The 21,128-nt window shown below is 48.8% G+C and carries 31 protein-coding genes; 16 read left to right on the plus strand and 15 right to left on the minus strand.

Annotation, left to right across the window (positions count from 1 at the left end; translation table 11 throughout):
* The first annotated feature begins 26 nt into the window (after positions 1 to 26).
* Positions 27 to 1,253 carry a DUF819 family protein gene (locus D5E69_RS04810; protein WP_159129327.1) on the plus strand — a complete coding sequence of 409 codons (1,227 nt, stop codon included), beginning with the start codon at positions 27 to 29 and terminating at the stop codon, positions 1,251 to 1,253.
* A gap of 77 nt (positions 1,254 to 1,330) precedes the next feature.
* On the opposite strand, the gene D5E69_RS04815 is transcribed toward D5E69_RS04810, so the two are convergent.
* The 5 genes from D5E69_RS04815 to D5E69_RS04835 form a co-directional block, all read right to left on the minus strand.
* Positions 1,331 to 1,516 (minus strand): hypothetical protein, encoded by a 186-nt coding sequence (locus D5E69_RS04815; RefSeq protein ID WP_159129328.1) that lies wholly within the window; start codon positions 1,514 to 1,516, stop codon positions 1,331 to 1,333.
* A 256-nt stretch (positions 1,517 to 1,772) separates the two neighbouring features.
* On the minus strand, positions 1,773 to 1,970 hold the full coding sequence (locus D5E69_RS04820) for a hypothetical protein (RefSeq protein ID WP_159129329.1): 198 nt from the start codon (positions 1,968 to 1,970) through the stop codon (positions 1,773 to 1,775).
* A gap of 89 nt (positions 1,971 to 2,059) precedes the next feature.
* Positions 2,060 to 2,602 (minus strand): GNAT family N-acetyltransferase, encoded by a 543-nt coding sequence (locus D5E69_RS04825; protein ID WP_159129330.1) that lies wholly within the window; start codon positions 2,600 to 2,602, stop codon positions 2,060 to 2,062.
* A gap of 21 nt (positions 2,603 to 2,623) precedes the next feature.
* Positions 2,624 to 3,181, minus strand: a complete 558-nt coding sequence (locus D5E69_RS04830) for a DUF2239 family protein (RefSeq protein WP_048005414.1) — start codon at positions 3,179 to 3,181, stop codon at positions 2,624 to 2,626.
* A gap of 121 nt (positions 3,182 to 3,302) precedes the next feature.
* Positions 3,303 to 3,746 (minus strand): VOC family protein, encoded by a 444-nt coding sequence (locus tag D5E69_RS04835; protein ID WP_159129331.1) that lies wholly within the window; start codon positions 3,744 to 3,746, stop codon positions 3,303 to 3,305.
* A gap of 81 nt (positions 3,747 to 3,827) precedes the next feature.
* Between D5E69_RS04835 and D5E69_RS04840 the strand changes: the two genes are divergently transcribed.
* Positions 3,828 to 4,733 (plus strand): helix-turn-helix transcriptional regulator, encoded by a 906-nt coding sequence (locus tag D5E69_RS04840; protein ID WP_159129332.1) that lies wholly within the window; start codon positions 3,828 to 3,830, stop codon positions 4,731 to 4,733.
* A 144-nt stretch (positions 4,734 to 4,877) separates the two neighbouring features.
* Positions 4,878 to 5,312, plus strand: a complete 435-nt coding sequence (locus D5E69_RS04845; protein ID WP_159129333.1) for a DUF4275 family protein — start codon at positions 4,878 to 4,880, stop codon at positions 5,310 to 5,312.
* 61 nt (positions 5,313 to 5,373) lie between these two features.
* Here the strand turns inward: D5E69_RS04845 and D5E69_RS04850 are convergent, their stop codons facing one another.
* The 3 genes from D5E69_RS04850 to D5E69_RS04860 all read right to left on the minus strand — a co-directional run bounded on the left by D5E69_RS04850 (position 5,374) and on the right by D5E69_RS04860 (position 6,882).
* A complete protein-coding gene (locus tag D5E69_RS04850) occupies positions 5,374 to 5,616 on the minus strand; it encodes a hypothetical protein (protein WP_159129334.1) in 243 nt (80 codons plus the stop codon).
* A gap of 63 nt (positions 5,617 to 5,679) precedes the next feature.
* Positions 5,680 to 6,303, minus strand: a complete 624-nt coding sequence (locus D5E69_RS04855) for an HNH endonuclease family protein (protein WP_159129335.1) — start codon at positions 6,301 to 6,303, stop codon at positions 5,680 to 5,682.
* Positions 6,304 to 6,531: 228 nt separating this feature from the next.
* Positions 6,532 to 6,882, minus strand: a complete 351-nt coding sequence (locus tag D5E69_RS04860; protein ID WP_159129336.1) for a hypothetical protein — start codon at positions 6,880 to 6,882, stop codon at positions 6,532 to 6,534.
* Between the two features lie 139 nt (positions 6,883 to 7,021).
* Between D5E69_RS04860 and D5E69_RS04865 the strand changes: the two genes are divergently transcribed.
* The 5 genes from D5E69_RS04865 (at position 7,022) to D5E69_RS23580 (ending at position 10,086) form a co-directional block, all read left to right on the plus strand.
* Complete coding sequence (locus tag D5E69_RS04865) at positions 7,022 to 7,795, plus strand: DUF7683 domain-containing protein (protein ID WP_159129337.1); 774 nt, start codon at positions 7,022 to 7,024, stop codon at positions 7,793 to 7,795.
* Between the two features lie 29 nt (positions 7,796 to 7,824).
* Entirely contained in the window at positions 7,825 to 8,820 is a 996-nt protein-coding gene (locus D5E69_RS04870) for a hypothetical protein (protein WP_159129338.1), read from the plus strand.
* A gap of 154 nt (positions 8,821 to 8,974) precedes the next feature.
* Positions 8,975 to 9,484, plus strand: a complete 510-nt coding sequence (locus D5E69_RS04875; RefSeq protein WP_213085580.1) for a GNAT family N-acetyltransferase — start codon at positions 8,975 to 8,977, stop codon at positions 9,482 to 9,484.
* Positions 9,485 to 9,545: 61 nt separating this feature from the next.
* Entirely contained in the window at positions 9,546 to 9,866 is a 321-nt protein-coding gene (locus D5E69_RS23575) for a GNAT family N-acetyltransferase (protein WP_249931558.1), read from the plus strand.
* On the plus strand, positions 9,856 to 10,086 hold the full coding sequence (locus D5E69_RS23580; RefSeq protein ID WP_249931559.1) for a hypothetical protein: 231 nt from the start codon (positions 9,856 to 9,858) through the stop codon (positions 10,084 to 10,086). Before D5E69_RS23575 ends, D5E69_RS23580 begins: the two co-directional genes overlap by 11 nt.
* A gap of 91 nt (positions 10,087 to 10,177) precedes the next feature.
* Here the strand turns inward: D5E69_RS23580 and D5E69_RS04885 are convergent, their stop codons facing one another.
* The 5 genes from D5E69_RS04885 to D5E69_RS04905 all read right to left on the minus strand — a co-directional run bounded on the left by D5E69_RS04885 (position 10,178) and on the right by D5E69_RS04905 (position 15,206).
* Positions 10,178 to 11,113 carry an LCP family protein gene (locus tag D5E69_RS04885; protein WP_249931560.1) on the minus strand — a complete coding sequence of 312 codons (936 nt, stop codon included), beginning with the start codon at positions 11,111 to 11,113 and terminating at the stop codon, positions 10,178 to 10,180.
* Positions 11,114 to 11,421: 308 nt separating this feature from the next.
* Positions 11,422 to 11,937: a hypothetical protein gene (locus D5E69_RS04890; RefSeq protein ID WP_159129341.1), complete on the minus strand. Its 516-nt coding sequence runs from the start codon at positions 11,935 to 11,937 to the stop codon at positions 11,422 to 11,424.
* 131 nt (positions 11,938 to 12,068) lie between these two features.
* Positions 12,069 to 13,913, minus strand: coding sequence for a sensor histidine kinase (locus D5E69_RS04895; protein WP_159129342.1), 1,845 nt, complete (start codon positions 13,911 to 13,913; stop codon positions 12,069 to 12,071).
* Positions 13,910 to 14,590, minus strand: a complete 681-nt coding sequence (locus D5E69_RS04900) for a response regulator transcription factor (RefSeq protein ID WP_159129343.1) — start codon at positions 14,588 to 14,590, stop codon at positions 13,910 to 13,912. The genes D5E69_RS04895 and D5E69_RS04900 overlap by 4 nt, the downstream gene beginning before the upstream one ends.
* A 184-nt stretch (positions 14,591 to 14,774) precedes the next feature.
* Entirely contained in the window at positions 14,775 to 15,206 is a 432-nt protein-coding gene (locus D5E69_RS04905) for a hypothetical protein (RefSeq protein ID WP_159129344.1), read from the minus strand.
* A 148-nt stretch (positions 15,207 to 15,354) separates the two neighbouring features.
* Here D5E69_RS04905 and D5E69_RS04910 point away from each other — a divergent pair, with 148 nt between their 5' ends.
* The 4 genes from D5E69_RS04910 to D5E69_RS04925 all read left to right on the plus strand — a co-directional run bounded on the left by D5E69_RS04910 (position 15,355) and on the right by D5E69_RS04925 (position 16,744).
* On the plus strand, positions 15,355 to 15,531 hold the full coding sequence (locus D5E69_RS04910) for a hypothetical protein (RefSeq protein WP_159129345.1): 177 nt from the start codon (positions 15,355 to 15,357) through the stop codon (positions 15,529 to 15,531).
* Between the two features lie 60 nt (positions 15,532 to 15,591).
* Complete coding sequence (locus D5E69_RS04915; RefSeq protein WP_159129346.1) at positions 15,592 to 15,927, plus strand: hypothetical protein; 336 nt, start codon at positions 15,592 to 15,594, stop codon at positions 15,925 to 15,927.
* A 121-nt stretch (positions 15,928 to 16,048) separates the two neighbouring features.
* Positions 16,049 to 16,384: a hypothetical protein gene (locus D5E69_RS04920; protein WP_159129347.1), complete on the plus strand. Its 336-nt coding sequence runs from the start codon at positions 16,049 to 16,051 to the stop codon at positions 16,382 to 16,384.
* Between the two features lie 123 nt (positions 16,385 to 16,507).
* Positions 16,508 to 16,744 (plus strand): hypothetical protein, encoded by a 237-nt coding sequence (locus D5E69_RS04925; protein WP_159129348.1) that lies wholly within the window; start codon positions 16,508 to 16,510, stop codon positions 16,742 to 16,744.
* A 126-nt stretch (positions 16,745 to 16,870) separates the two neighbouring features.
* Here D5E69_RS04925 and D5E69_RS04930 read toward each other — a convergent pair whose 3' ends face one another.
* Positions 16,871 to 17,539 carry a haloacid dehalogenase type II gene (locus D5E69_RS04930; protein ID WP_159129349.1) on the minus strand — a complete coding sequence of 223 codons (669 nt, stop codon included), beginning with the start codon at positions 17,537 to 17,539 and terminating at the stop codon, positions 16,871 to 16,873.
* Between the two features lie 139 nt (positions 17,540 to 17,678).
* Between D5E69_RS04930 and D5E69_RS04935 the strand changes: the two genes are divergently transcribed.
* The 4 genes from D5E69_RS04935 to D5E69_RS04950 all read left to right on the plus strand — a co-directional run bounded on the left by D5E69_RS04935 (position 17,679) and on the right by D5E69_RS04950 (position 20,545).
* Positions 17,679 to 18,116 (plus strand): hypothetical protein, encoded by a 438-nt coding sequence (locus tag D5E69_RS04935; protein ID WP_159129350.1) that lies wholly within the window; start codon positions 17,679 to 17,681, stop codon positions 18,114 to 18,116.
* Positions 18,117 to 18,251: 135 nt separating this feature from the next.
* Positions 18,252 to 18,971 (plus strand): hypothetical protein, encoded by a 720-nt coding sequence (locus D5E69_RS04940; RefSeq protein WP_159129351.1) that lies wholly within the window; start codon positions 18,252 to 18,254, stop codon positions 18,969 to 18,971.
* A complete protein-coding gene (locus D5E69_RS04945) occupies positions 18,943 to 19,263 on the plus strand; it encodes a replicative helicase loader/inhibitor (protein WP_159129352.1) in 321 nt (106 codons plus the stop codon). The genes D5E69_RS04940 and D5E69_RS04945 overlap by 29 nt, the downstream gene beginning before the upstream one ends.
* Positions 19,220 to 20,545: a replicative DNA helicase gene (locus D5E69_RS04950; RefSeq protein WP_159129353.1), complete on the plus strand. Its 1,326-nt coding sequence runs from the start codon at positions 19,220 to 19,222 to the stop codon at positions 20,543 to 20,545. The genes D5E69_RS04945 and D5E69_RS04950 overlap by 44 nt, the downstream gene beginning before the upstream one ends.
* A gap of 37 nt (positions 20,546 to 20,582) precedes the next feature.
* Here D5E69_RS04950 and D5E69_RS04955 read toward each other — a convergent pair whose 3' ends face one another.
* A complete protein-coding gene (locus D5E69_RS04955; RefSeq protein WP_159129354.1) occupies positions 20,583 to 21,062 on the minus strand; it encodes a hypothetical protein in 480 nt (159 codons plus the stop codon).
* Positions 21,063 to 21,128 lie beyond the last annotated feature (66 nt).

Consider the following 21,128-nt stretch of genomic DNA (forward strand, 5'->3'; position numbering starts at 1 on the left):
AAAATATTTCAAAAGGAGGCAACCCCATGAACCAAGCTCTCATTCAACCGGACGATTACATAACCCTGTGGGGGATCATCGTCGTATGGGCTTCCGTCAGCATCTTCCTCGAACAGCGCTATAGCTGGGCAGCGAAGATATCGGGAGCGATCATTGCCCTGGTGGGTGCTATTATTCTATCGAATACGGGGGTGATCCCGACGGAGTCACCGGTATATGATGCCGTGTGGACGTTCATCATTCCCCTTGCGATTCCCCTGCTCCTCTTCCATGTCAACTTTAAGAAGGTGTGGAAGGAGAGCGGGCGGCTGCTCATTCTGTTCTTGATCAGTTCCGTCGGGACAGTGGCGGGGACGATCATCAGTTTCTTCTTATTAAGGGATCACATTCTCTACCTTGATAAGCTCGGCGCGATGCTCAGTGCTTCGTATGTCGGGGGAGGGGTGAACTTTGCCGCCATGGCCGCGAAGTTCGCACCGCCGGGAGAAATGGTGTCGTCTGCGGTGGTGGCGGATAATCTGATGATGGCCATCTACTTCATCGTGCTGATGACGATCCCGACGATGGGCTTCTTCAGGAAACGATTCCGTGCGCCCCATGCGGAAAAGGTGGAAAACGGGAGCATGAAGGAAGACGGCAAGACGCTTGCCGAAGGATTCTGGTCGCGGAAGGAAATGTCTCTCAAGGATATAGCCCTGTCGGTCGGGACCGCCTTCCTGCTTGTGGTGGTGTCATTCAAGATCGCCGAACTATTTGCCGGAATCATCCCGTCTGGTGACGATGCGTCCTTCTTCCTGAATCTCATGAACGGGCTGTTCGGGGATAAGTACCTCATGCTCACGACGCTGACCTTCCTGGCACTGGCCCTGTTTCCGAAGTACTTCGACTCGATCAACGGCAGCCAGGAAATCGGGACATTCCTCATTTACCTATTCTTTGTCGTGATCGGCATACCGGCATCCATTCCGTTGATCATTCAGAATGCACCGCTGCTGCTAGTGTTTGTCCTGATCATCGTCATCCTCAACCTGGGCATTTCGCTCGGTGCAGGGAAGCTATTGAAATATGACCTTGAAGAAATCCTCCTCGCCAGCAACGCCAACGTCGGAGGCCCGACAACGGCTGCCGCCATGGCCATTGCGAAGGGATGGAAGGATTTGATTGGGCCGATCCTCGTAGTAGGTACGCTCGGGTATATCATCGGGAATTATGTTGGGACGACGCTTGGGTTGTGGTTTGCTGGGTTGATGTGATGAATGTTGCTTGATCTGCGGACGATCGACTTTAATAGAAAAATAAGAAGCAAGCTGCCCTGTAGGTAGCTTGCTTCTTAGTGTGCATAGGAATCCGCTTCTTTGGTTCTGAAGTTATCAGCGGTGCCATCAATAGAAAAGTGGATGGGAACGGTCAGGTCGTCGAAGGTTGAAGAGATGATCAGGACGGCGCCCAGCTGAAAGAGAAGGGTCATGATGAAGAGGACATGCAGGACGATTGAGGCTGTTTTGATTCGGATCACCTTCCTAATTAGAGAATGTAAGGCGTTGTTACCTAACTGCTACTCTTTCGATTTTTCCTACCCACTAGATACATAAGGAAGAATCCCAATGTAATACCGCCGCTCCACAGGAGTATGTATGTCATGTCATGCTTACCGATGATGGATAGGACCAGGAATACTAGGTGTTTGATGAATCTATACCCGACTGGTGGGGGAGTATTCCTGATTATAAGCAAAACAAGCCCAGAGGCGATACATCTGGGCTTGTTTTGGGTTACACGGTGCGCTGTTCCTTCTTGAATTGATTCCGGGTCAGCATGAGTCCGGTCAGCCCTGCAACCAGTGATGGCGCGATGCTCCAGGCGAGAAACATCCATTGCCCTGTGATCAGTGAGAGGACGAGAAAGAGTGCCGGAAAGCCGATCAATGCGATGAGGGAAGCAGCGAGTGCGAGTGATGTGTTGTTTTTCATAGGACCTCCAGTAAATGAATGAATACGTCCTTTTAATCATAACAAATATTCCCTTATTATGGTAGGTGCTTCTATGTGCCATACCCATATCACGTAGACAATACATAATGACCATGCGTCTCGCCATCAATTTCCACGATTCCGCAAAACTGAAAACCACTTTTCTCAATGACCCTTCTCGAAGCATGATTCCGGGGCAGGACCACTGCATTCAACTGCTTCACATCGGTCTGTTCAACCAGGAAGGCGATGAGTCCTTTTACGGCCGTGGTCGTGTAGCCTTTATTCCGGTAGTGCTTGGAGATGGCAAAGGCAATTTCCCTGTTGGGTTCGGGGAGTTCCTCCTTGATCCCTGTATTGCAGAAGCCGATGAAGGCACCCGTCTCTTTTTCAATGATTCCAAGCTTGAGCCACCCGTTACCGATGGTGGGGAGGGAGGAGAGGAATGCCTCGTTATCGGGGACTTCGTAATTCGTCAGCCAGTCCAGGCGCTGCTCTCTTGTGGAACGCCAGTCGGGCAGGAATTCATAGACCTCCGGCTGGGACGTCAAGTGGTAGATGGATTCTGCGTCCGATGGTTGAAATTCTCTTAACAGGATATCGCCGCAGTCCAGGGTGAAGGGTCTGTTCATATGAGTACCTCCTAGTGTGAATCACTCTTCAGTGAATGCTCTACTGGAGAGCTCCTTCATATACTTCTTCACATCAACGGTCCAGTCCTCTATATGCTGGTGAAACGCAGACTGATTTCCTGCATAGAGCTCGCGCAGCGCTTCTTCGTAATGAGGGAAGTTCCCGGCCATGGAGGTCATGAAATGGTAGGTGGCTTCCTGGGATGCTTTGGCCTGCTGGGCTCCTCCGCGTCGGGCGTCTTCGACGAGCTTCCGAAGGGTGACGGATGCGCCGCCGGGCTGACTCTTGAGCCATTCCCAGTGACGGGGGAGGAGGGTTACTTCGCCGGAAACGACGCCGAGCTTAGGACGGCCGACCCGTCGTGGTTGCGCTGCTTCCGCTTGTTCTCCTGTATCTGCCTTTGAATGGATCGGACCGTGATAATCAACATCGATTTGTCTGCCAGTGGCATCGTCAAAGATGAGGACCTGGGGCCAATCGTTGCTGTCCAGTTGGTCTTTGATTGTGGAGACGACTCGATCCAGTGGTCCACTAGCAACGTTTTTGACGCCTGAAAATGCGGTGTAGGTTTTTGTCATGATTTCCAACTCCTTTACTACAGTGTATTATACCCGGGTAAAATAGTGTCGTCAATATTACCCGGGTTAAAATAAAAAACCACCCCACTTGTGATACTAAAAGTGGAGTGGGGGATGATGATCAAACCAGCTGGTTTAAAAACGCACTTGCGTCACTGTTGAATTTCCATATCACGCCGAAGCGGTCTTTCACCATGCCGAAGCTTGATGACCACGGAACGGACGAGAGGGGCATGATGATGGTCCCTCCTTGAGAAAGATGGTCAAAATATATTTGGTTCAGATCGGGATCGCCGTCGATCAGGCTGATGATCACATTGGTTCCGGGAGAGATGGACCCCGTGACTGCTTGCATGGACGGAAGAACGTCGGAGATCATGAGGGTGTTTCCAGAGAAGTCGAGTCGCGACTCCATGATCATGGTTTGTTCTTCAGCCGGTAACGGGGGATCTTGAGGGATTGCGCCAAAGGTCACTTGTTCCACCGTTCCTTGTAGGGCCTTTTCGTAAAATGTGAGTGCTTCCTGTGCCTGGCCGTTGAATTGAAGATAAACGATTGATTTCATTGTGTGTTGCCTCCTTTATGGGTCTATCGGTAGTATAATGAGGGAAAGGTGACAACTGTATGTCGCCATTGGGAGGGCGTTATGCAAAAAATTGAGCGATTGATTTCGATTGTGATGTTGCTTCTGCAGAGGGAGCGGGTATCTGCCACTGAGCTGAGTCGGCTTTTCGGGGTCACGAAGCGAACGATCCAGCGCGATATGGACACCCTGACCTATGCGAATATACCGGTCTATGCCACGCACGGTCGGGAGGGCGGATACGGATTGATGGGGGAATATAAATTTGATAAGCGGTTGTTGACCCACAGGGACATTGAGCATATCGTCGTAGCCCTGGATGGATTCGGTCAGCTGTCATCGAATGAAGGGGTTCAACAAACGATCGGGAAGATCAAAGGGATGAGTCATCTCGATCTTACTCCCACCCTCTTCATGACCTTTTCTGATAGGGTGGGTCAGAGCGGATTGAACGAGGAATTATCCACTCTGATGGACGCCATTAAAAACCACTGGCTGATTGAATTTGATTACGTGGATCAGAAAGGGGCCATCAGCCGCCGAACCGTGGAGCCTTATCATCTGAAGCTCCATGAGATGAAATGGTATGTGGCCGGGTACAGTATGGAGCGTGAGGATCACCGGACGTTCAAGGTGACAAGGATGACGGATCTCAAGATAAAGGGCTCGTTTACACCACGGCCCCAATCTTCTGCAGGAAATGGCATGGAACAGCCACCGATGATGTCTATGATGGTGAAAGCCGAAATCGATATTAGTGTCAGAGATCAATTCATTGAGCGGTTTGGAAAACAGTCCGTCGTACACGCTGGTGGAAGAACGTACGAAGCCACGATGGAACTGCCTGAGAATCACTTTGCTTATCAGTTTTTGGCGGGGTTTGGGAATAAGGTGAGGATCGTGGAACCCCAAAGGTATGTAGAACAGTTTAAAGAATTCTTAGAAGAAGCGTTGAGGATGTATCAATGAGCATTTTCCCGGTGGAGAGCAATCTCTTAGTAGTTGGGATGAGGGTCATTTCGTTGATGCGACATTCTCATTCATTGAGAGAACGGAAGTGCAGAAGAGAAGCGTGATAGGTTCTAACGTGCTCGGGAGGTTTGGGAGGTACCAATGAATATGATCGATCGATTAATAGAAAAAAACATTAAGGTACGGGACATCCCGGGATGGGGAGCATACTTGAAGAAAGAATGGGAAACCCATTTTGCCGGTCACCTCAGCGAAAAGGAGAAACAGTCTATCTATTTGTCTGACCTAGATGGATTTGGTGGATATCTCTGGCATCTGTTCAGTTACAAGAAGAAAAAATGTCTTGAAGGAGAAAAGGCGGAAGGTGCTTTCAGGGATCAACAGAAACATTCGTGTTTCATCTTCTTCCAGGACACGGAGGATGCCCTGCTCCTTGAGAATGCATCGGGTTTTGATGTGAGGGACTTATCAAGTGAAGTGGGCCGCGACGTCTATGTCGTAGACAAACAGTTCCGTTGGACCTTCGCCCTCACGCATGAGACCGGTTGGCTTGGGCCTTATTTCAGTAGGAGATAGAAAAGCCAAAGACGCTTGGGATTCCAAGCGTCTTTGGCATTGATTATATTTTAGTAGAAACTCAGCTTCTTTCCAGGACTTTCACCAGCATCCCATGAACCACCTCATGATCCCGGGCATCAAACAGTCGATACTCCTCACCGGGCAGGGTGTACCACTCCTCGGCACCCACATAGGTGATCTTAAGGGAGAGGATGCCATCTTCATCGCAGGTGGTGACGAGCTCAAGCTCCCCGCTGATGACGCCGACTTCTTCGGTCATGACGCCGTGGCTTGCGTTGAACGTGGTTGATTTGATTTCCATGGTTTGGCCTCCTGTTTGAAACGGACGATCCCGATGAGGATCGTCCGTTTTTCTTTTATTCTATCAGTATACGCAGCTGTTCAGCATCCCTTGAAGGGCGGTCTTCTCGGACGATTGCAGGCTCAGGTTCCATTTGGACTTGGTGCTGATCCACCATTTGGCGTACCCGCATTTCGCACCGGCACGGGGCGGCTGCCAGGTGGATGGGTCCTGGTCACCCTTGGAGCGGTTGCTGCTCGCGGAGACGGCGATGAGCTGGGAGCCACTCAGGTCATTGGCGAATGCCTCGCGTTGGGCGGTGGTCCAGCTGCTGGCCCCGGAGCGCCATGCTTCGGCTAGTGGGACGATGTGGTCGATATCGAGGTCGGAAGGATCGGTGAACGTGACGCCGTCATAATAGCTGTACCAGCTTCCCGACGTCACCGGGCAGTTGCCGCTGTACGAATCGGCATCGCGCTTCAGGACGACCTGGCGGGTATCACATCCGCCGCCCTGGCTGATCCAGTGGGGGAACATGTCCCGAGAGTAGCCGGTCATCGCCCCCTCGGTCTTCACCGTGAGTCCGTTCAACTGGGACTGGGACGTCGCTTTCGACGGCGTGACAGGCGGAGTGGCAAACGCGGACGGCAGGAACAGCGAGAAGGAAAGGACAAGGGCAACGACAAACAACATGGTTTTCTTGAACATGGAGAGCCTCCTGTATGTAGTTTTTTATATGAACATCTGATGGATGCGCATACTGGGGTAAGGTGCCACTACTGCCATGATAGGGGAGGGAGTGATAGGTTTACAAGAGGTTTTTTGTAAAGATTCAGACTTCTTTAGGATTTTTAAAATTGGTAGTGAAAGAATGTCTTGAATGAAAAAGAACCAACCGCCTTATTATTAAGGGATTGGTTCATGCAGAATACACGACTACTCTTTACTGACGCCTATGGAAAGATAGCCTGTTTGCGCGATCACATCAATTTTATGTTCACCTTTTTCATACGTCGTCAGAGTCCCTTCTGTAAACGTTTTTTTCCATCCTCCCGCTTTGATTTGCGAACGGTAAAGGAAGGGAAGTCCATCCTCCTTCGCTTCAGAAGTACCAGCCCATGTGTACGATTCAAAGTCATCCCGACTCACTGTTTTTTTCGCCAATTGAGGGACTGGAAATCCACCGAATTTATCAGATTCTTTGTAAGAAAAAACAGCCCATAACGTTAGTAGAACGGTCCCTAGAGAGAGAACCGACACAATCCGAACCACCTTTTTCTTATTCATACATCCCCCCTGTTGATCTGCCTTACCGCAAATGGATCTTGTTTCCATTATACTACAATTGATTTGATAATATTGGAAAAATATATGGTATAGTGAAGGAAAGATACGCACATGACAGAAATAATGGAGGAGTCGGATCGTGAAACACATACAGTACCAGTGGCGTGTCACGAAGTACGATCCAAGGTTCAGGGATGAGCATGGCCACTACACCTTGATAGAGGAGTGGACTTCACCTTCTGATATAGGGGAGACCTTTGATGGGAACGAATTGACGCTCGATGACTATCTACGGGTAGAGGAGGCTTATATTGATTCTGCCATTGCATTTATGGAGGAGAACGGCATCCAATCCGTGCGTGTTCTGGGGTTGGAAGGGAGCATAACGGAAGAGGATCGGGCATCTTTCTTATATGAGAGTGAATTTGAAAGAGTTGTGCTGAAGGAAGATTCCTTGGTCGACCTGGGTGCCCTGCGCTTGATCATGAAGATGGTGTTACGGGATTTCATCTGGTGCCAGCTGTATGACGGGGATCGTTTCTTCATCCATTTGGGGACGGATTACTATATGTATATTGGCTCCCATGTGAACTGTCCATCGGCCATCGAATGGTCTGCCACCCATGGCCTGTTTGTGGAATCGGAGCCATCTCCGTATGGGATTTCCGAAGAAGACGCCATCTGGGAGATTGGATGGAATGATCTTGACAGTGAGTCCAAGATCCTCGTGGGGAAAGAGGACGTGACCGGAATCCCCCTGGATGAGTGTCGAAGGATCTTCCGTCTGTCAGCAGGGCATCCGGTGACGGGGGCCTTTGACATTCCAGTTGCAGAGAAGGATTTTTTTCAACGTTTTCTGGAGCATAAAATGGACTTTGATCTTTATGAGTATCGTTTTTGGGGTGGGCATTAATATATATGCAATAAAAGGGAGTGGTGTTAATGGCAATAACTGATTTATGTGAAGCTTGTAAAAGAAACGAGATTAATGTTGTAGAAGCATCTGATGACCCTAATCAACCTTATAAATTATGCAATCCATGTCACGAAAGGTTAGTGAAATATTCATTACGACCTATTGAATGGTACAACTTAGCGGTTGTTCATTCCCCCAATAAATTTTCATTGCATGATGATTTTTATGAAGAAAACGGAGAAGCTTGTCAACCAGAAGAAGATATACTTGTAACTAAAAAGGATAAAGCCCCCACATTACGAGATGTTCGAGATAATTTGGAGTCTTTATTAGACTTTTCGATCACCAGATGGTTTCTTGAGGATGATGTAATAAATGCCTTTAAAAAACACGATAACCAGAAGACTTTGAGTTCAGTGAAATCTAGATTTTATGTAACCGGAAATTACGAAGTGAAATCGAGAATGTTGGAAATTGTAGCTGATGTTTTAGCTGCTTCTGCTTCAGGGTGGGTAAGAGAACTTTGGGAGAATTATGACGAAGATTTACTTTACCCGATTTCTTGGGCGACAGCCAGTAGTTTGCCATCCGAAGAGGGATTGAGTAATATCTTTGGGAAATTGAAACTGGTAGGTGAAAAAGAATTGCCAATAGCGGCTTTTACCTGCTTACACCGCTTCCGTTCAAGTAATGTACTTGATTGGATTGAGTCAACTTCCGCGAGTTTTAACGATAATTGGGGAAGGCTGGCAGCCGTATGCTTCCCAACCTGGGAGAGAATGAAAACGTGGCTAATCAAAGGAAGACCTTTAAGTTTAATTGCACTGGATACAATGGCGAACTGTGTTAAAGGTTATGGCGACATGTATGTTGAGCAATTTTCTCCTAAGATCCTTTGTACAGACAAATATGAAGTAGAGCCTATATTAAATGATTATTATCAAAAAGATGGAGTTCCACGTGTCAAAATGAAAGTAGGCAGAATAGTGGAAAATAAACAAGAGATATTTGATAAAGGCTAATGGTTGCCTCTACCTGTATATGTATAAAAGCGTGTCCACGCTACAGACCCAGAAGAGATAAGTAGCACCAGAAAAACCGGGATCTCAACATTGAATCAGCATATAGACAATGTGACCTTTTATTTACACAATGCACGAAAGGCTGGAATCCATCATGACAAAAAAAGAAGCACCAATCATCCAAACAGAACGATTGGTTTTACGTCCTAGAGCGGAAAGAGACATTCCGAACATGCTTCAAATGTTTAACCACGAAGAGGTAAGAAAATACCTTGGAATCAATCCCCCTCGTGATGAACACGCCATGATAGAAATGATCAGGAATCGTACTGAAACGAAATGGACGGTGGCACTAAAAGATACGGATGAATTCATCGGGGATGTCATGATTCCAACTATAGCAGAAGGGTATCTTGGCGAAATAGGCTATCGCTTCATGAGGGAGCATTGGGGATGCGGATTTGCGTATGAAGCGGTGTCCGCGGTCATCGAGCATTGTAGAAGCACATTACATCTTAAACGCCTATCGGCTACGATCGATAATGAAAATGTGCAGTCAAAGAAGTTAATTGAAAAGCTTGGGTTTACGTTGGTAGCGGTGTTGCCCGAATCGAATTTGCTGGGCAGGGTTGCCGATGTCGCGTACTATTCCCGTATCGTATAGGTCTCATTGCGCTCAATGAAAAATAGGATTAAACGGATTAATGTAGGACAGGTGAAAAAAGTTGAAAATCAAAAGAGTACACGAGTATGAGCTAGATGATGTGGCAAGAAGAAGTATTCAAGAGCTACTGTCGGAGAGTTTTGGAGAGGATTATCCGAAGGAAAGAATATATTTTAAGCAATTGCCTCATTTTAGATACTTGGTTTTGAATGATGACCATATACTTGTTGCTCAAGTAGGGCTGGATTATCGAGTCATGAATCTAAATGGCCTTCCAGTAAACGTTCTTGGAGTCATTGATCTATGTGTCAAAAAGGAATACCGCTCAAATGGATTAGGCTCTTTGTTGCTTTCAGAAATTGAAAAATTTAGTGGAAAATAAATCAATTGATTTCTTACTTTTATTTGCAGATGATAAGGGTTTGTATTTGAAGAATGAATACCGATCCGTAATGAACGAATGTACATGGCTCAAAATAGATAATGAAAATCATAAATCTTTAGGTTTGGGAATGGAAGTCATGAATGAACTGATGATGAAGGAAATCGGAAATGTGAAGTGGGAAAATGGATGTTTAGATTTATTGGGCTACCTTTATTAATGGAAGCATATATAACCCAGAGTTATCAACTCTGGGTTTTGTGAGGTTGAATATTTTCAAATTGCCTATTCATTTTCTGAGGTTTTCCCCATCAAGATTCCTCCAAAAACGCCTGCACCTCAGCCGCATTCTCTTCTAACCCGCCTTCATCAAATTCCAAAACGGCGCCGACATCATAACGGGTGTTATGGTAGGTGTCATCCATCGGGAGGCGCATCGTTTCCACGTCCTTGGTCTTGCCGCGCACCACATCGGTTCCGACCGAGAGGAGGGTGCGGTAAGGGACGTTGGTGTCGACGGAGTTGTAGGCGATGCGAACGATCTTCGGCAGCTTGGTGATGGTGGAGAAGCTGCTTACTTCTTCCTTCAGCTTGCCGAAGACTTCCTGCTGGCGTTCCACGCGTCCGTAGTCTCCGTTCCCGTCGTGGCGGAAGCGGCTGTAGGCGAGGAGCTCCTTGCCGTGGAGCTTTTGCGTGCCTTCGGTCAGCTGAACGCCGAGGGATTTTTTGTCCTGGGTCATTTCATACGTCGGCGTTACTTCGATCCCGTCCGGTGCAACGGCGTCGACGATTTCTTCAAATGAGTTGAAGTTGACCTCGGCATACGAGTGGATGGGGATGCCGAAGTTTTCCTCGATCGTCTGCCTCATGAGTTCCGCCCCTCCGAAGGCATACGCGGCGTTGATCTTATTGTAGCCGTGCTCCGGGATATGGACGTAGGTGTCCCGCATGATCGAGACGATCTTCGGCTCCTTCGTGTTCGAGGAGTAGTTGGCGATCATGATCGTATCGGCCCGTGCCCGTTCGTCCCCGCGTGCATCGCTTCCGAGGATGAGGACATTGGTGTTGTCGACCTGCTCGTCCGACCCGTTGAATTCCGTTTCCTCTTCGGCGCTGGTTTTATGAAGGGACGGCTTCCCATTGGCGAAGATGTACCCTTTGATACCGAAGGCGAGGAGGAGGGCGACGATGAAGAGGAGTCCGATCCTTCTTTTTCTGATACGTTTTCGTCTGACTGTACGCTTCACTGTGTATCCACCTTTCATGTGCAAAGTCTAATTCTATATTTGGTCGTTCACGACTCTTGAAAAGCTCATATGCGCGTATCCGCATCACTCCATACTTTATCGCTGTGAGATAAAGATGAGGTGAAGATTGGTATAAAACCTTGGAGTGAAGAGTGGATACATATAAACATTGAATGGATAGAGAGCGAAAACTCGGAGATAGGAGGGAAAGGGGATGAATTGGATAAAACGAACGAGCGTAGTTATGGAACACCTGATTTACTGCAATAAAAAAGGAGGAGACTTTTTTAAGTCGTCCTCCTTCTATGTTAGAAGTCTATTTTTACATCGTGCTCTTCTTCAAAGTCCATGTTATCCCATGAAAAAGCATAAAGGATCATTTCGAGATTTTCTTTTAGCTCAGGGATCTCTTTTCCTTCGTCATAGCTTTGGATGGTAAGGATAGCATCGGCTTTCTTGCCACCTGAAATTTCTTGGCTCATGCTGAGCATTCCCTCATCGACCATCTTGCCGTCAGCGGAAACTTCCCTTGCTTGAATTTCGATGGTATCATCACGTTTATTTTCAACCTCGAACATGACCTCAATGGTATCACCAAACACATCGTCTTTTTTCTTTTCCACAGAAATCAAGGTTGCCTTGATGTTTTCTGTGTCAGCGATTTCCTGGTTGAGCTTCTTAGGCTCTTCCTTTTTGGCTTCTTCCTTATTGGTTTCGTTCTTGGATTTTTCACTGGAATCGACAGACTTTGGTTCCTTCGTTTCCGTTGCGCCACAAGCTCCCAAGAGCAGGGCAACAAGTACGACTACTAAGAATTTTTTCATACTTACGCACCTCCCAAAAGATTGTAACACATGATTCGACCTTTTGTATCAGTTTATTTACAAATAAATCATTTAGATTACAACCCCTTGGAGGAGAGCTATTTGTAGGCGACAGAGCAAAGGTTTGGCCGCTACATCTGTTTTAACGTAAACGAAAAACAAACGCCGCGGTCTGTGTTCTGAGCGTAATACTCTGCGTCATGGAGCTTCAGGATGTTCTTTGCAATGGCGAGTCCGAGGCCGGTGCCGTCTTTGGCACGTCCGGCTTTCTTCTCTTGATAGAACTGGTCCCAGATCCTCTTCAGTTGGGTTTCTTCGATGGGCTCACCTTCGTTGATGATGCTGATCCGCACGTGGCCGCCTTCGGGATGGGCTTCGATGGTCACTTGTCCTGCTGGCGGTGTGTGCTTGATGGCGTTTGACAGGATGTTGCTGAGCACCTGCTCGATGCGGTGCTGATCGGCGAGCACGGTGAGGTCTGCCACGTCCATGTGGATCTGGAGATCTTTCTCCTGGATCTTCATCATGAGCTGGTTGAACACGTTTTGGATCGCCTCTTTGACGGGGAACGCTTCCGGCTGGAGCTGGAAGGTGCCGGACTCGTACTTGGCGAGCTCGAGCATGTCGACGATGAGCCGGTCCATGCGGCTCACTTCCCGGTTGATGGCTTCAAAATAGTGATCGGTGCGGTCCCTGGCAAGGCCGTCCTGTAGGATCGCCGTGCAGCTCTGGATGATGCTGAGGGGTGTCTTCAGTTCATGGGACACGCCGGCGATGAAGTTCTTGCGCGTATGTTCGAGCTGCTTTTCCTTTTGGATCTCATGCTGCAGCTGGTTGATATGGCGATGGAGGTTGTCGGATAGATTGTTGATGCTCTCCGACAGCTCGCCGATCTCATCGGTGGTCTTGATCGGGATGCGCTGTTCGAACTGAAGATTGGCCATGTCCTTTGCCGTCTTGTTGATGTTCACCAAGGGCTGTGTGATTCTTTTTGAATAATAGAAGGAACCGAGTAGGGCCAGTATGACCGCTCCGATGATCACGTAGATGTAATAATCCTTCAGCATTTCCATCGCCTCATCAATCGGCTGGAGGGACGTCATCGAGATGAAATAAAGGGGTTTCCCGTCTTCATCCAGCTTCTTGTCCACGAGGATCTTATAGGAGACGCCATTCCGCTCATAGCTCTTCGGGGAGGACTCGACGGGATCATGACCCGGGCGGAGGAGCAGATCGGCTTGAAATGCTTTGACCTGCTCCAGGAACACGCGATTCGATAAAACCGGGTTCATCTGGAACGGGTATTGTTCAGGTGTCTGGGTGGCATCGACCTTCCCGTACAGGATCTTCTTCTTGAGGGATTGGTCCCGTGTGTGATCGATCCTGTCGTCGAGGACCCGGTTCCGCATATAGTCCATGTAGCTGTCGATCCCGCCGTCGAAGATCTCGAAGGGGCTCTCCCGGTTGTTCAGGTGATGTTCTTTATCCACGACCATTTCGTAAGGATACAGCTCGTCGCCTTTTGCTATCGCCTTGACCTCAAGGACGTGATCCCGATAGTTTTCCAGGGCTTCCAGGATCGATGTGTCAGATAGCGAGTTTTCGAGATAGGCCAAGGGGATCGTATACTCCTGGTCCATATTGGCCACGATGCCGCCTTCCTCGACAAAACCGCCCGTGATGGTGAGGGTGTAGTCCTCTAGGGTCTTCACATAGCCCTTCTCATCGAGGACGGTGATCCAGGCATTCGTCTCCTGATGGAAGCTGCGTTCCAGCTCATGGTTCGCCCGCTCCCCGTCGTCGAGCTTCAGATATTCCTTCTGGAACTCATCCATGGAGTCGGAGAGCTCGCCGATCTTGCTCGACTCATAATACTCATCGAAGAAAAGCGTCTGACCGACATAGATTCCTCCGACCATCAGCATGCACAGGGCAAGGGTCAGGAAAAAGAGCTTGAGGAAGAGGCGGCTCTTCATGGTTGTCCCTCGAACTTGTATCCGGCCCGTACGATCGTCTTGATCAACCCGGCGCATGTCCCGAGCTTCGAGCGCAGGTTCCGGATATGGGTGTTGAGGGAACGCTCATCCCCCTGGTATTCATAGCCCCAGATCTTGATGATCAGCTGCTCCCGCGATATGACCATGTTCTCATTGAGCATGAGGTACGACAGGATCTCGAACTCCGTATGGGTGAGGGAGACGTCTTTTCCTGCCACCTTCACCGTCCGGGCCCCGAGATTCAGCTGCAGACCGCCCGTTGTCAAGGCGCCATCGTCCTTGGGAGCGGGCTGGGTGCGCTGCTGGAGGAGACGCTTGGCACGCGCGAGCAGGATCTTCGGGCTATAGGGCTTCGTCACATAATCATCCGCCCCGAGCTCGAATCCCTGGATCGTATCCTCCTCATCGGACCGCGCCGTCAGCATGATGATCGGCACCGCCGACTGCTCACGGATCCTCCGGCACACGTCCCAACCGTCACGGCGGGGCATCATGATATCCAATATGATCAGATCGACGGGGTGGCGCCCGAAGAGCTCGAGCGCTTCCTCACCGTCGCCTGCCTCCAATACCTCATAGCCTTCATTCACAAAATAATTCTTACTGATTTCCCGGAGGATCTCTTCATCCTCTGCGATTAACACTGTCTGTTTCATCCTATCTAAACCTTTCCGGATCTTGTTCATTGTTCCAAATTCCACCTCATTATAAGCTTCTTGGTGAGTGGATTCAAATCTTCTTGCAATATGGTTTAGGGGCTGTGATTCGGCATGCATTAAAAAGTAATTGAAACAAAAAATCGCATGTCCTGATGAAGGATATGCGGTGTAATGATTATATTTATTTTTCTAATCTTAATGAATAAGCTTTGTCAATAAACGGTATGATTTGTGACAATTCATCAACCCATTCAAGCCTAATATAAGCTTCTCCTGGGGTTGGTTTAATGTTATCTGAATTTTGATAACGATGTTTTAATAAATTGTCAAGTTCATGTTGCATGTTAATAGAGGTAGCTGTATGAAGTTTCTTACCCAAATGCAACACAACACAATGTTTTCGACTTGTAGTAATGGAGAGAAACTTATAACTCCCTTTTTTACTTATATACCCAATGCAATCAGTTCTCGCGCCGTCTTTCCGACTATCGTGATAATCTTCCACATAGTTGGCATAGGGACTTTCATGGTATAAGTAGTTGTCAATTTCTCTTGCTAGTGATCTTGCTCTTTGTGTTTGGAACACATCAAAAATCATTTCTTTTGTATTCATATTTTATCCCCCTTCCTCTCTAATTTTAGTATACCCTTTGCCAAATTAAATGACGATGTCCTTATTACTGAAGTATTATCTCCCTTCAGAACCTTCCAAATATATGGTAATATTTATATATAAAGCGACGGAGGGGAGCGTGCATGATATGGTCTCATGGTTAGTTGCCATCATGATTCCACTTGGACTCATCACCCTGGTTATCATCCGTAAGAGAAAGGAACAGCCGTCGACCCGGTTTATGATCTGGTGGATTGCTGCCGTCACGGTGTGGGGCGTGATTAGCATCAATCTTGTGCCATGGTTGATTGGTAGAGTGCTATAGGTGGTGTGGGGCGTAGATGGATCTAACACTCTAGCAAGTGAAAGAGGGGAAGGTGATAGGGTGAGTAACGAACCATCAACTGAAAATATGAATATTCGTAACAAATTTCTGGCCTTCGTACTCGTGCCGACGATCATGTCAGCAGGGGCGGGCGTCCTTTATCTGGTCTACTCATTTGGAGATATCCACGGCCAGAGCGTTTTGGCCCTGATTGCGACACCTTTTCTTTACTGTGTATTGTATCAACCCATCTTTGAGAAGGATGAATGTATGAATGTATATGGGACCGATGGAGACTTACATTTAAAAGAGAAGCTCAAGAAACATAAAGGAACTTTGATGAAATATTGTATGGTCACGGCCATTACAGCTTTTTTTGCAATAAACATGCATTGAGGGAAGAACGTAAGGGTAGATGGTATGTAACCTGTCATACTTTTACAAAGTATCCTGTTAGTTAACGATTCCGAGACGATCATAAAGTCCAACATAGCTTTAGAGAATAGAAGGTGCTGACTTGAATTCGGAGGCAAAATTAGATGTACTGTCCAGGTGGAATAAAGTAACGGCATATGAAATCATCCCGATAATCATTTCGATTATGTCAGTCACGGTCTATAGTGGAATCGTCCTTTTTGAACCCAAGCTTGAAGTCGCCATTCTTATGGTGATGATTGTCTTTGGCATGTGTGATATCTACATGCCTGTAAAAGAAAAACATGTTATGTTGAAGGTCTTTTATGAAGATGGACATTTAAACATGTATAAAAAACTAGTTACAAATAAAAGGATATTGATATCGTACATCCACGCATTATTATTTCCCGTCTTGGTTGCGCTCCTCACACACTAATTGCATGAAAATAACCCTTAGGAAAAGCTGCGATCTTCATTATTTTTCTGCTGAATCCGGTAAATAGGCGGACTGTACGCATAAGTATAGGTTAAAAGAAAAATCCGAAAGAGGGGTCAACGCATGAACGAACCAGGTGGAAAGACATTCACGACGATTGTAGGCTGGGTGGCTGCGGTTGCGGCCATGTTGATGGCGTCCATGGTGCTTGCGCTGGTTGCACTGGTGGCTGGATTTATCCTCTGGCATCACTTCAGGGACCGCAAGATGGGGGGAGCCCTGATGATTGCTTCTGTTCTTAGTGTGGTGCTGGCATATGCGATCGGGTTTTTGTTGGTTTATGTGATGAGTGTGAGTTGATGCAGGGAGTAAGGGATGATTATGGAACTGGATCATAGCGAGGTTGTGAAGTAAGAAGGTAATGAATTGTATCTGTTTTCCTGTAACGCGTAAAAAGGATCCGATAGCAGCATCGGATCCTTTTGTTTATTTCCACTCAAGAATACCTGTTAAATCGTCATACTCCGCATCCGGCTCCAGTCCGAGCTGCTCGGTGGGGACGTGGCCGCGGTTGATCCAGGCGGTGTGGAAGCCGAAGTTCTTGGCGCCGGAGATGTCCCAGCCGTTGGAGGACATGAAGAGTACTTCCTCGCGCGTGACATTGAGCTCCTTGAGGGCATGGGTGTAGGCGGCGGGAGCGGGCTTGAACTGCTTGACGTCATCTACGCTCAGGACCGAGTCGAAATGGTGAGCGAGACCGGCGTTTTCGATCAGGCTGTCGAGCATATGCTGCGTGCCGTTCGACAGGATCACGAGCTCCTTGTCCTTCAGCTCTTGGAGGACGCCCTCGACTTCAGAGTAGTGGGTGAGGTGGGTGTAGTCGTCGATCAATTCGTCTTCTGCTTCCGTCGTCCATTCGGCTCCGTTTTCCATGAGGGCATAGCGGAGGGACTCACGGGTGACCGTGACAAAGTCTTCGTATGTGCCCATCACTTGTCTCAGGAAGAAATAATTGAGCTGTTTTTTCCTCCACGATTGGCTGATGGCTTCGCCTTTGTCAGGGAAGTGTTTGTTGCACGTGTCCTGCACGGAATGGACGTCAAAGAGTGTGCCATAGACGTCGAATATGAATGCTTTGATGGTTGGCTTGGTCATGGGGATCGGCTCCTTTGGTGTAATACTTCTATTTTTCCCTGTTTGGGTGGTGGTAAACAGGACGGAAAGCTGAAAAGGGTGTAGTGGAAGGACATGGTTATGCTTTATACTTTTATTACCAGTGTGTAAAGGGGAGGGTATGATGGTTTTTTCGTCAAAGAGATGGTTTCCGATTTTCCTGGTGGCGTTTGTTCTCACGATGGTGTCGATCTGGATGAATGCACCCGGGGTCATGGCGGGTTATCCGGCAACGGCGTTCGATCTGTTGGTGACGGTGTGCTTTTTCCTCGTATGGTTTTTGTTCGGCATCCCATCAGGAATCAAAGGGGAGGGGGCATTTCTTGTATTCATCGGGGTGTATTGGGGACTGGGGCTGGTGGCGGGTTTGTTTGCCCTTTTTGCTCCATACGAGGAACTGTTGCTGTTCGGCATCTGGTACAGTGTGCCGGCCCATGGACTGGGGCTGCTGCTTGGGAATATGACGCTCCTCAAACTTGTAGCGCCGTTCGTGGGGCTTGGTGTCTCGTTGATGGGCTATGGTACAGGACGCATGCTCAGGCAGAAAAAGCCTGCGTAAGAATGATAAATCAAATGAGGATTCTCACCCTTTTCTTCCGTGGAAAAGGGTTTTTTTTCGTCGACCGTACCCATTTCGGCAAGTTGACCCTATATACAGAGTAGATACATACGTTGAAATGGGAGTGGTGTGGATATGGAAGGCTGGAGTAAGTTTGAGAATGAGATTGTGGAGATGAATGTGTTCCATCATCAGGAGGATATGCGGATCTTTATCTGGATGCTGACTCATGCGACGTTCAAGACCGGGTTGCGCGTGGGGGAAGTGGAGCTGTCTTCGAGGCAGTATGTGACGTCGCTGAAGCAGCTCCAAAAGGATCTGTGGTTTTATGACGGCCGGAAGAAAGAGGTGTATTCCCTGTCCAGGATCCATCGATCTATCAAGCGGCTGGAGAAGGTGGGGGTTCTGACGACTGAAGCGTTTGCCTATGGATTGATCGTCACGCTCCGTGCCCCTGAGCATTGGAAGGCTTCTTTGCGAAATAAACGTGAAATGGATGTGAAAGGGCTGCGAAATGAAGGTGAAAACATAAAGAAGATCGTAAAGAAAGAGAAGATTGAGAAGAGATTGATGAGTACGCGCAAGCTGCAGGCGGTGACGGACTTTTTCATCCTGAAGCGGGGGAAGGGGCTCAGCGTTTCTCCTGCCGACTCCATGGCGCTGGAACGAATGTGTGAAAAGGAATCCGAAGAGGAACTGATGGCGTTCATGGAGGCGTTATTTGCCGAGAAGGGGACGATCAACAGCGCCATCTACATCGAGAAGGTGTGGGAGTCACGGAAGGAACAGGGGGATACCGTGATGGCGAAGTTCCACGAATTGTTCGATGATGTGGTTCCGCACCATGACGCGTGATGAACTGGGGAAGGTGTTGGAGAGGATGCAGGCGGCCTATCCGAATCAGCCCTTATCGCGGTCGATGCTGGAGGTATGGGCAGAAGAGCTGAAGAGATGCACGTATGAACGGGTGCAACAAAGGCTGACGGTGCACATTCGTGAAAGCCGATTTTTACCGAGCGTCAGTGAATTGTACGAAGAGCCTGTCGAGGAGACGCGCCTGAAGGACATGATCTTGAAATGGGAAAAGGAAGGGGCGGAACGCATTGAACAGTGTAAGGGATATCGGGCAGTACCACCCTGGGAATGAGGAAAAGCTGCTGCGTCAGATCCTTGAGGCGGAAAGCATGATCCTTGGGGCCGTGCTTCTGGAGCCGGGTGTAATCGGGGACATCACCTTGGAGGAGAAGCATTTCAGCCAATGGCATAACCGGAGGATCTTCGCCGCCATGCGGGCGGTGGAGGAAAAGGGGCTGGATGTCAACCCGGTCACCCTCGTGGACGAGCTGCGGGAAGACGTTGAGCAGGTCGGCGGGGTGCAGTTCCTCTTGGAGCTTGCGGCCCATTGCCCGACGGCGGCGAATGTCGCCCACTTCGAATCCCTCGTCCTGAAGCAGTATGAGCTTTCACTCATTCGAGACTCGGCTCATGAGTTCCTCCGGGACTACACGCCGGAATCGGCCCATGATCTGTACAAGGCGCTTGCGAGCATGAAGACCCATATGACGCATCAGGAAGAGTCGAAGAAGGAATTGATGGTGGAGCTCTATGAATCTCTCTATCATGAGCGGGAAGGATTGCCGGGTGTCGCGACGGGGTTCAATTCCCTCGATGCTCTTACCGGGGGCTGGAAGGAGGGTGAGCTCATCATCCTGGCGGCGCGCCCGTCCATGGGGAAGACCGCGTTCGCGATCCAGCTGGCGTGGGAGTGCATCAAACAAGACGGCGTCGCCCTCACCTTTTCCCTGGAAATGTCTTCGCGTCAAGTGATGCAGCGCCTGCTCTCAAGCCTTACGGGCATCAATATGATGAAGTGGAATAACCCTTATAAGTACTTGACCGTCGACGAAATGCCCAAGATGCATGCAGCCCTTAACGACGTGTACAAATCGGACTTCGAGCTGTCGCAAAATGGGATGATCACCCTCCAGGAGATGAGGCAGCAGATCCTCACCCTGAAACAGGAGCATCCCGACAAGCCGTTCCTCGTCCTCATCGACTACCTCCAGCTCATCACGGTGAAAGGCCGCTTCGACCGCCACGACCTCGCCATCGGCTACATCACGAAGGAGCTGAAGGGAATGGCCCGGGAATTCGGCATCCCGATCATTCTCCTCTCCCAGCTGTCACGGGGCGTCGAATCCAGGGAAGACAAGCGCCCGCGTCTCACCGACCTCCGCGACTCCGGCAACATCGAGCAGGATGCCGACGTCGTCCTGTTCCTCTACCGTGATGACTACTATCACACCGACACGAAGAGCGGGAGGGAAGTGGAGATCAAGATCGCCAAGAATCGTAACGGTCCGGTGGGGACGGTGAAGGTGGAGTTTATGAAGGAGTTTGGGCGGTTTGTGGGGAAGAAGGGAAGGTGATGGAACACAAAAAAAGACCCTGAAAACAGGGCCGTAGCTAGTTGAAGCTATTGGCGAATTCCACCATCTCGCGTTGATTCGTGACAACCGGTTCACTGGTGTAGATGTCGTACGTGAGCCCGCCACTGATAAATGACAGGGTGTGATGAGGCGGATCCTCCCTGTAAAAGGCTTTGACACCGTTCTTCAGAGTGACAGCAACCGCATGGCTCTTGTTGAGGGATAGCCGGCTGCCGATGGTGACCCGGATATGGGCATGGTTGACCGTGTTGAACCACTGGAGGGTCAGTGTGTCAGGGGAGGCTTTCCCCAGTGCGATCGTGGCGTGAAATGGGGGACGGGGGAGCTTGACCTCCATCTGTTGCTGATCTTCGAACGCAGCAACGGCATCCTCTATCCCTATATATCCGTCTTCCCGCATGTCTTCGAGCAGATCCTGTTCAGGTTTGGATTCTCCTGCAACAGTATGAGGATGGATGAAACCTAATAAAATGGAGAGAACATACCACATTTTCATTCGTCATACCTCGTCCCTTTTTTCGTATAGGATGTCTTTTCTCCATAAAAAAATACGCCCTGCTAA

Origin of the sequence: Rossellomorea marisflavi, from assembly GCF_009806575.1 — a bacterium.
Lineage (GTDB): Bacteria > Bacillota > Bacilli > Bacillales > Bacillaceae_B > Rossellomorea > Rossellomorea marisflavi_A.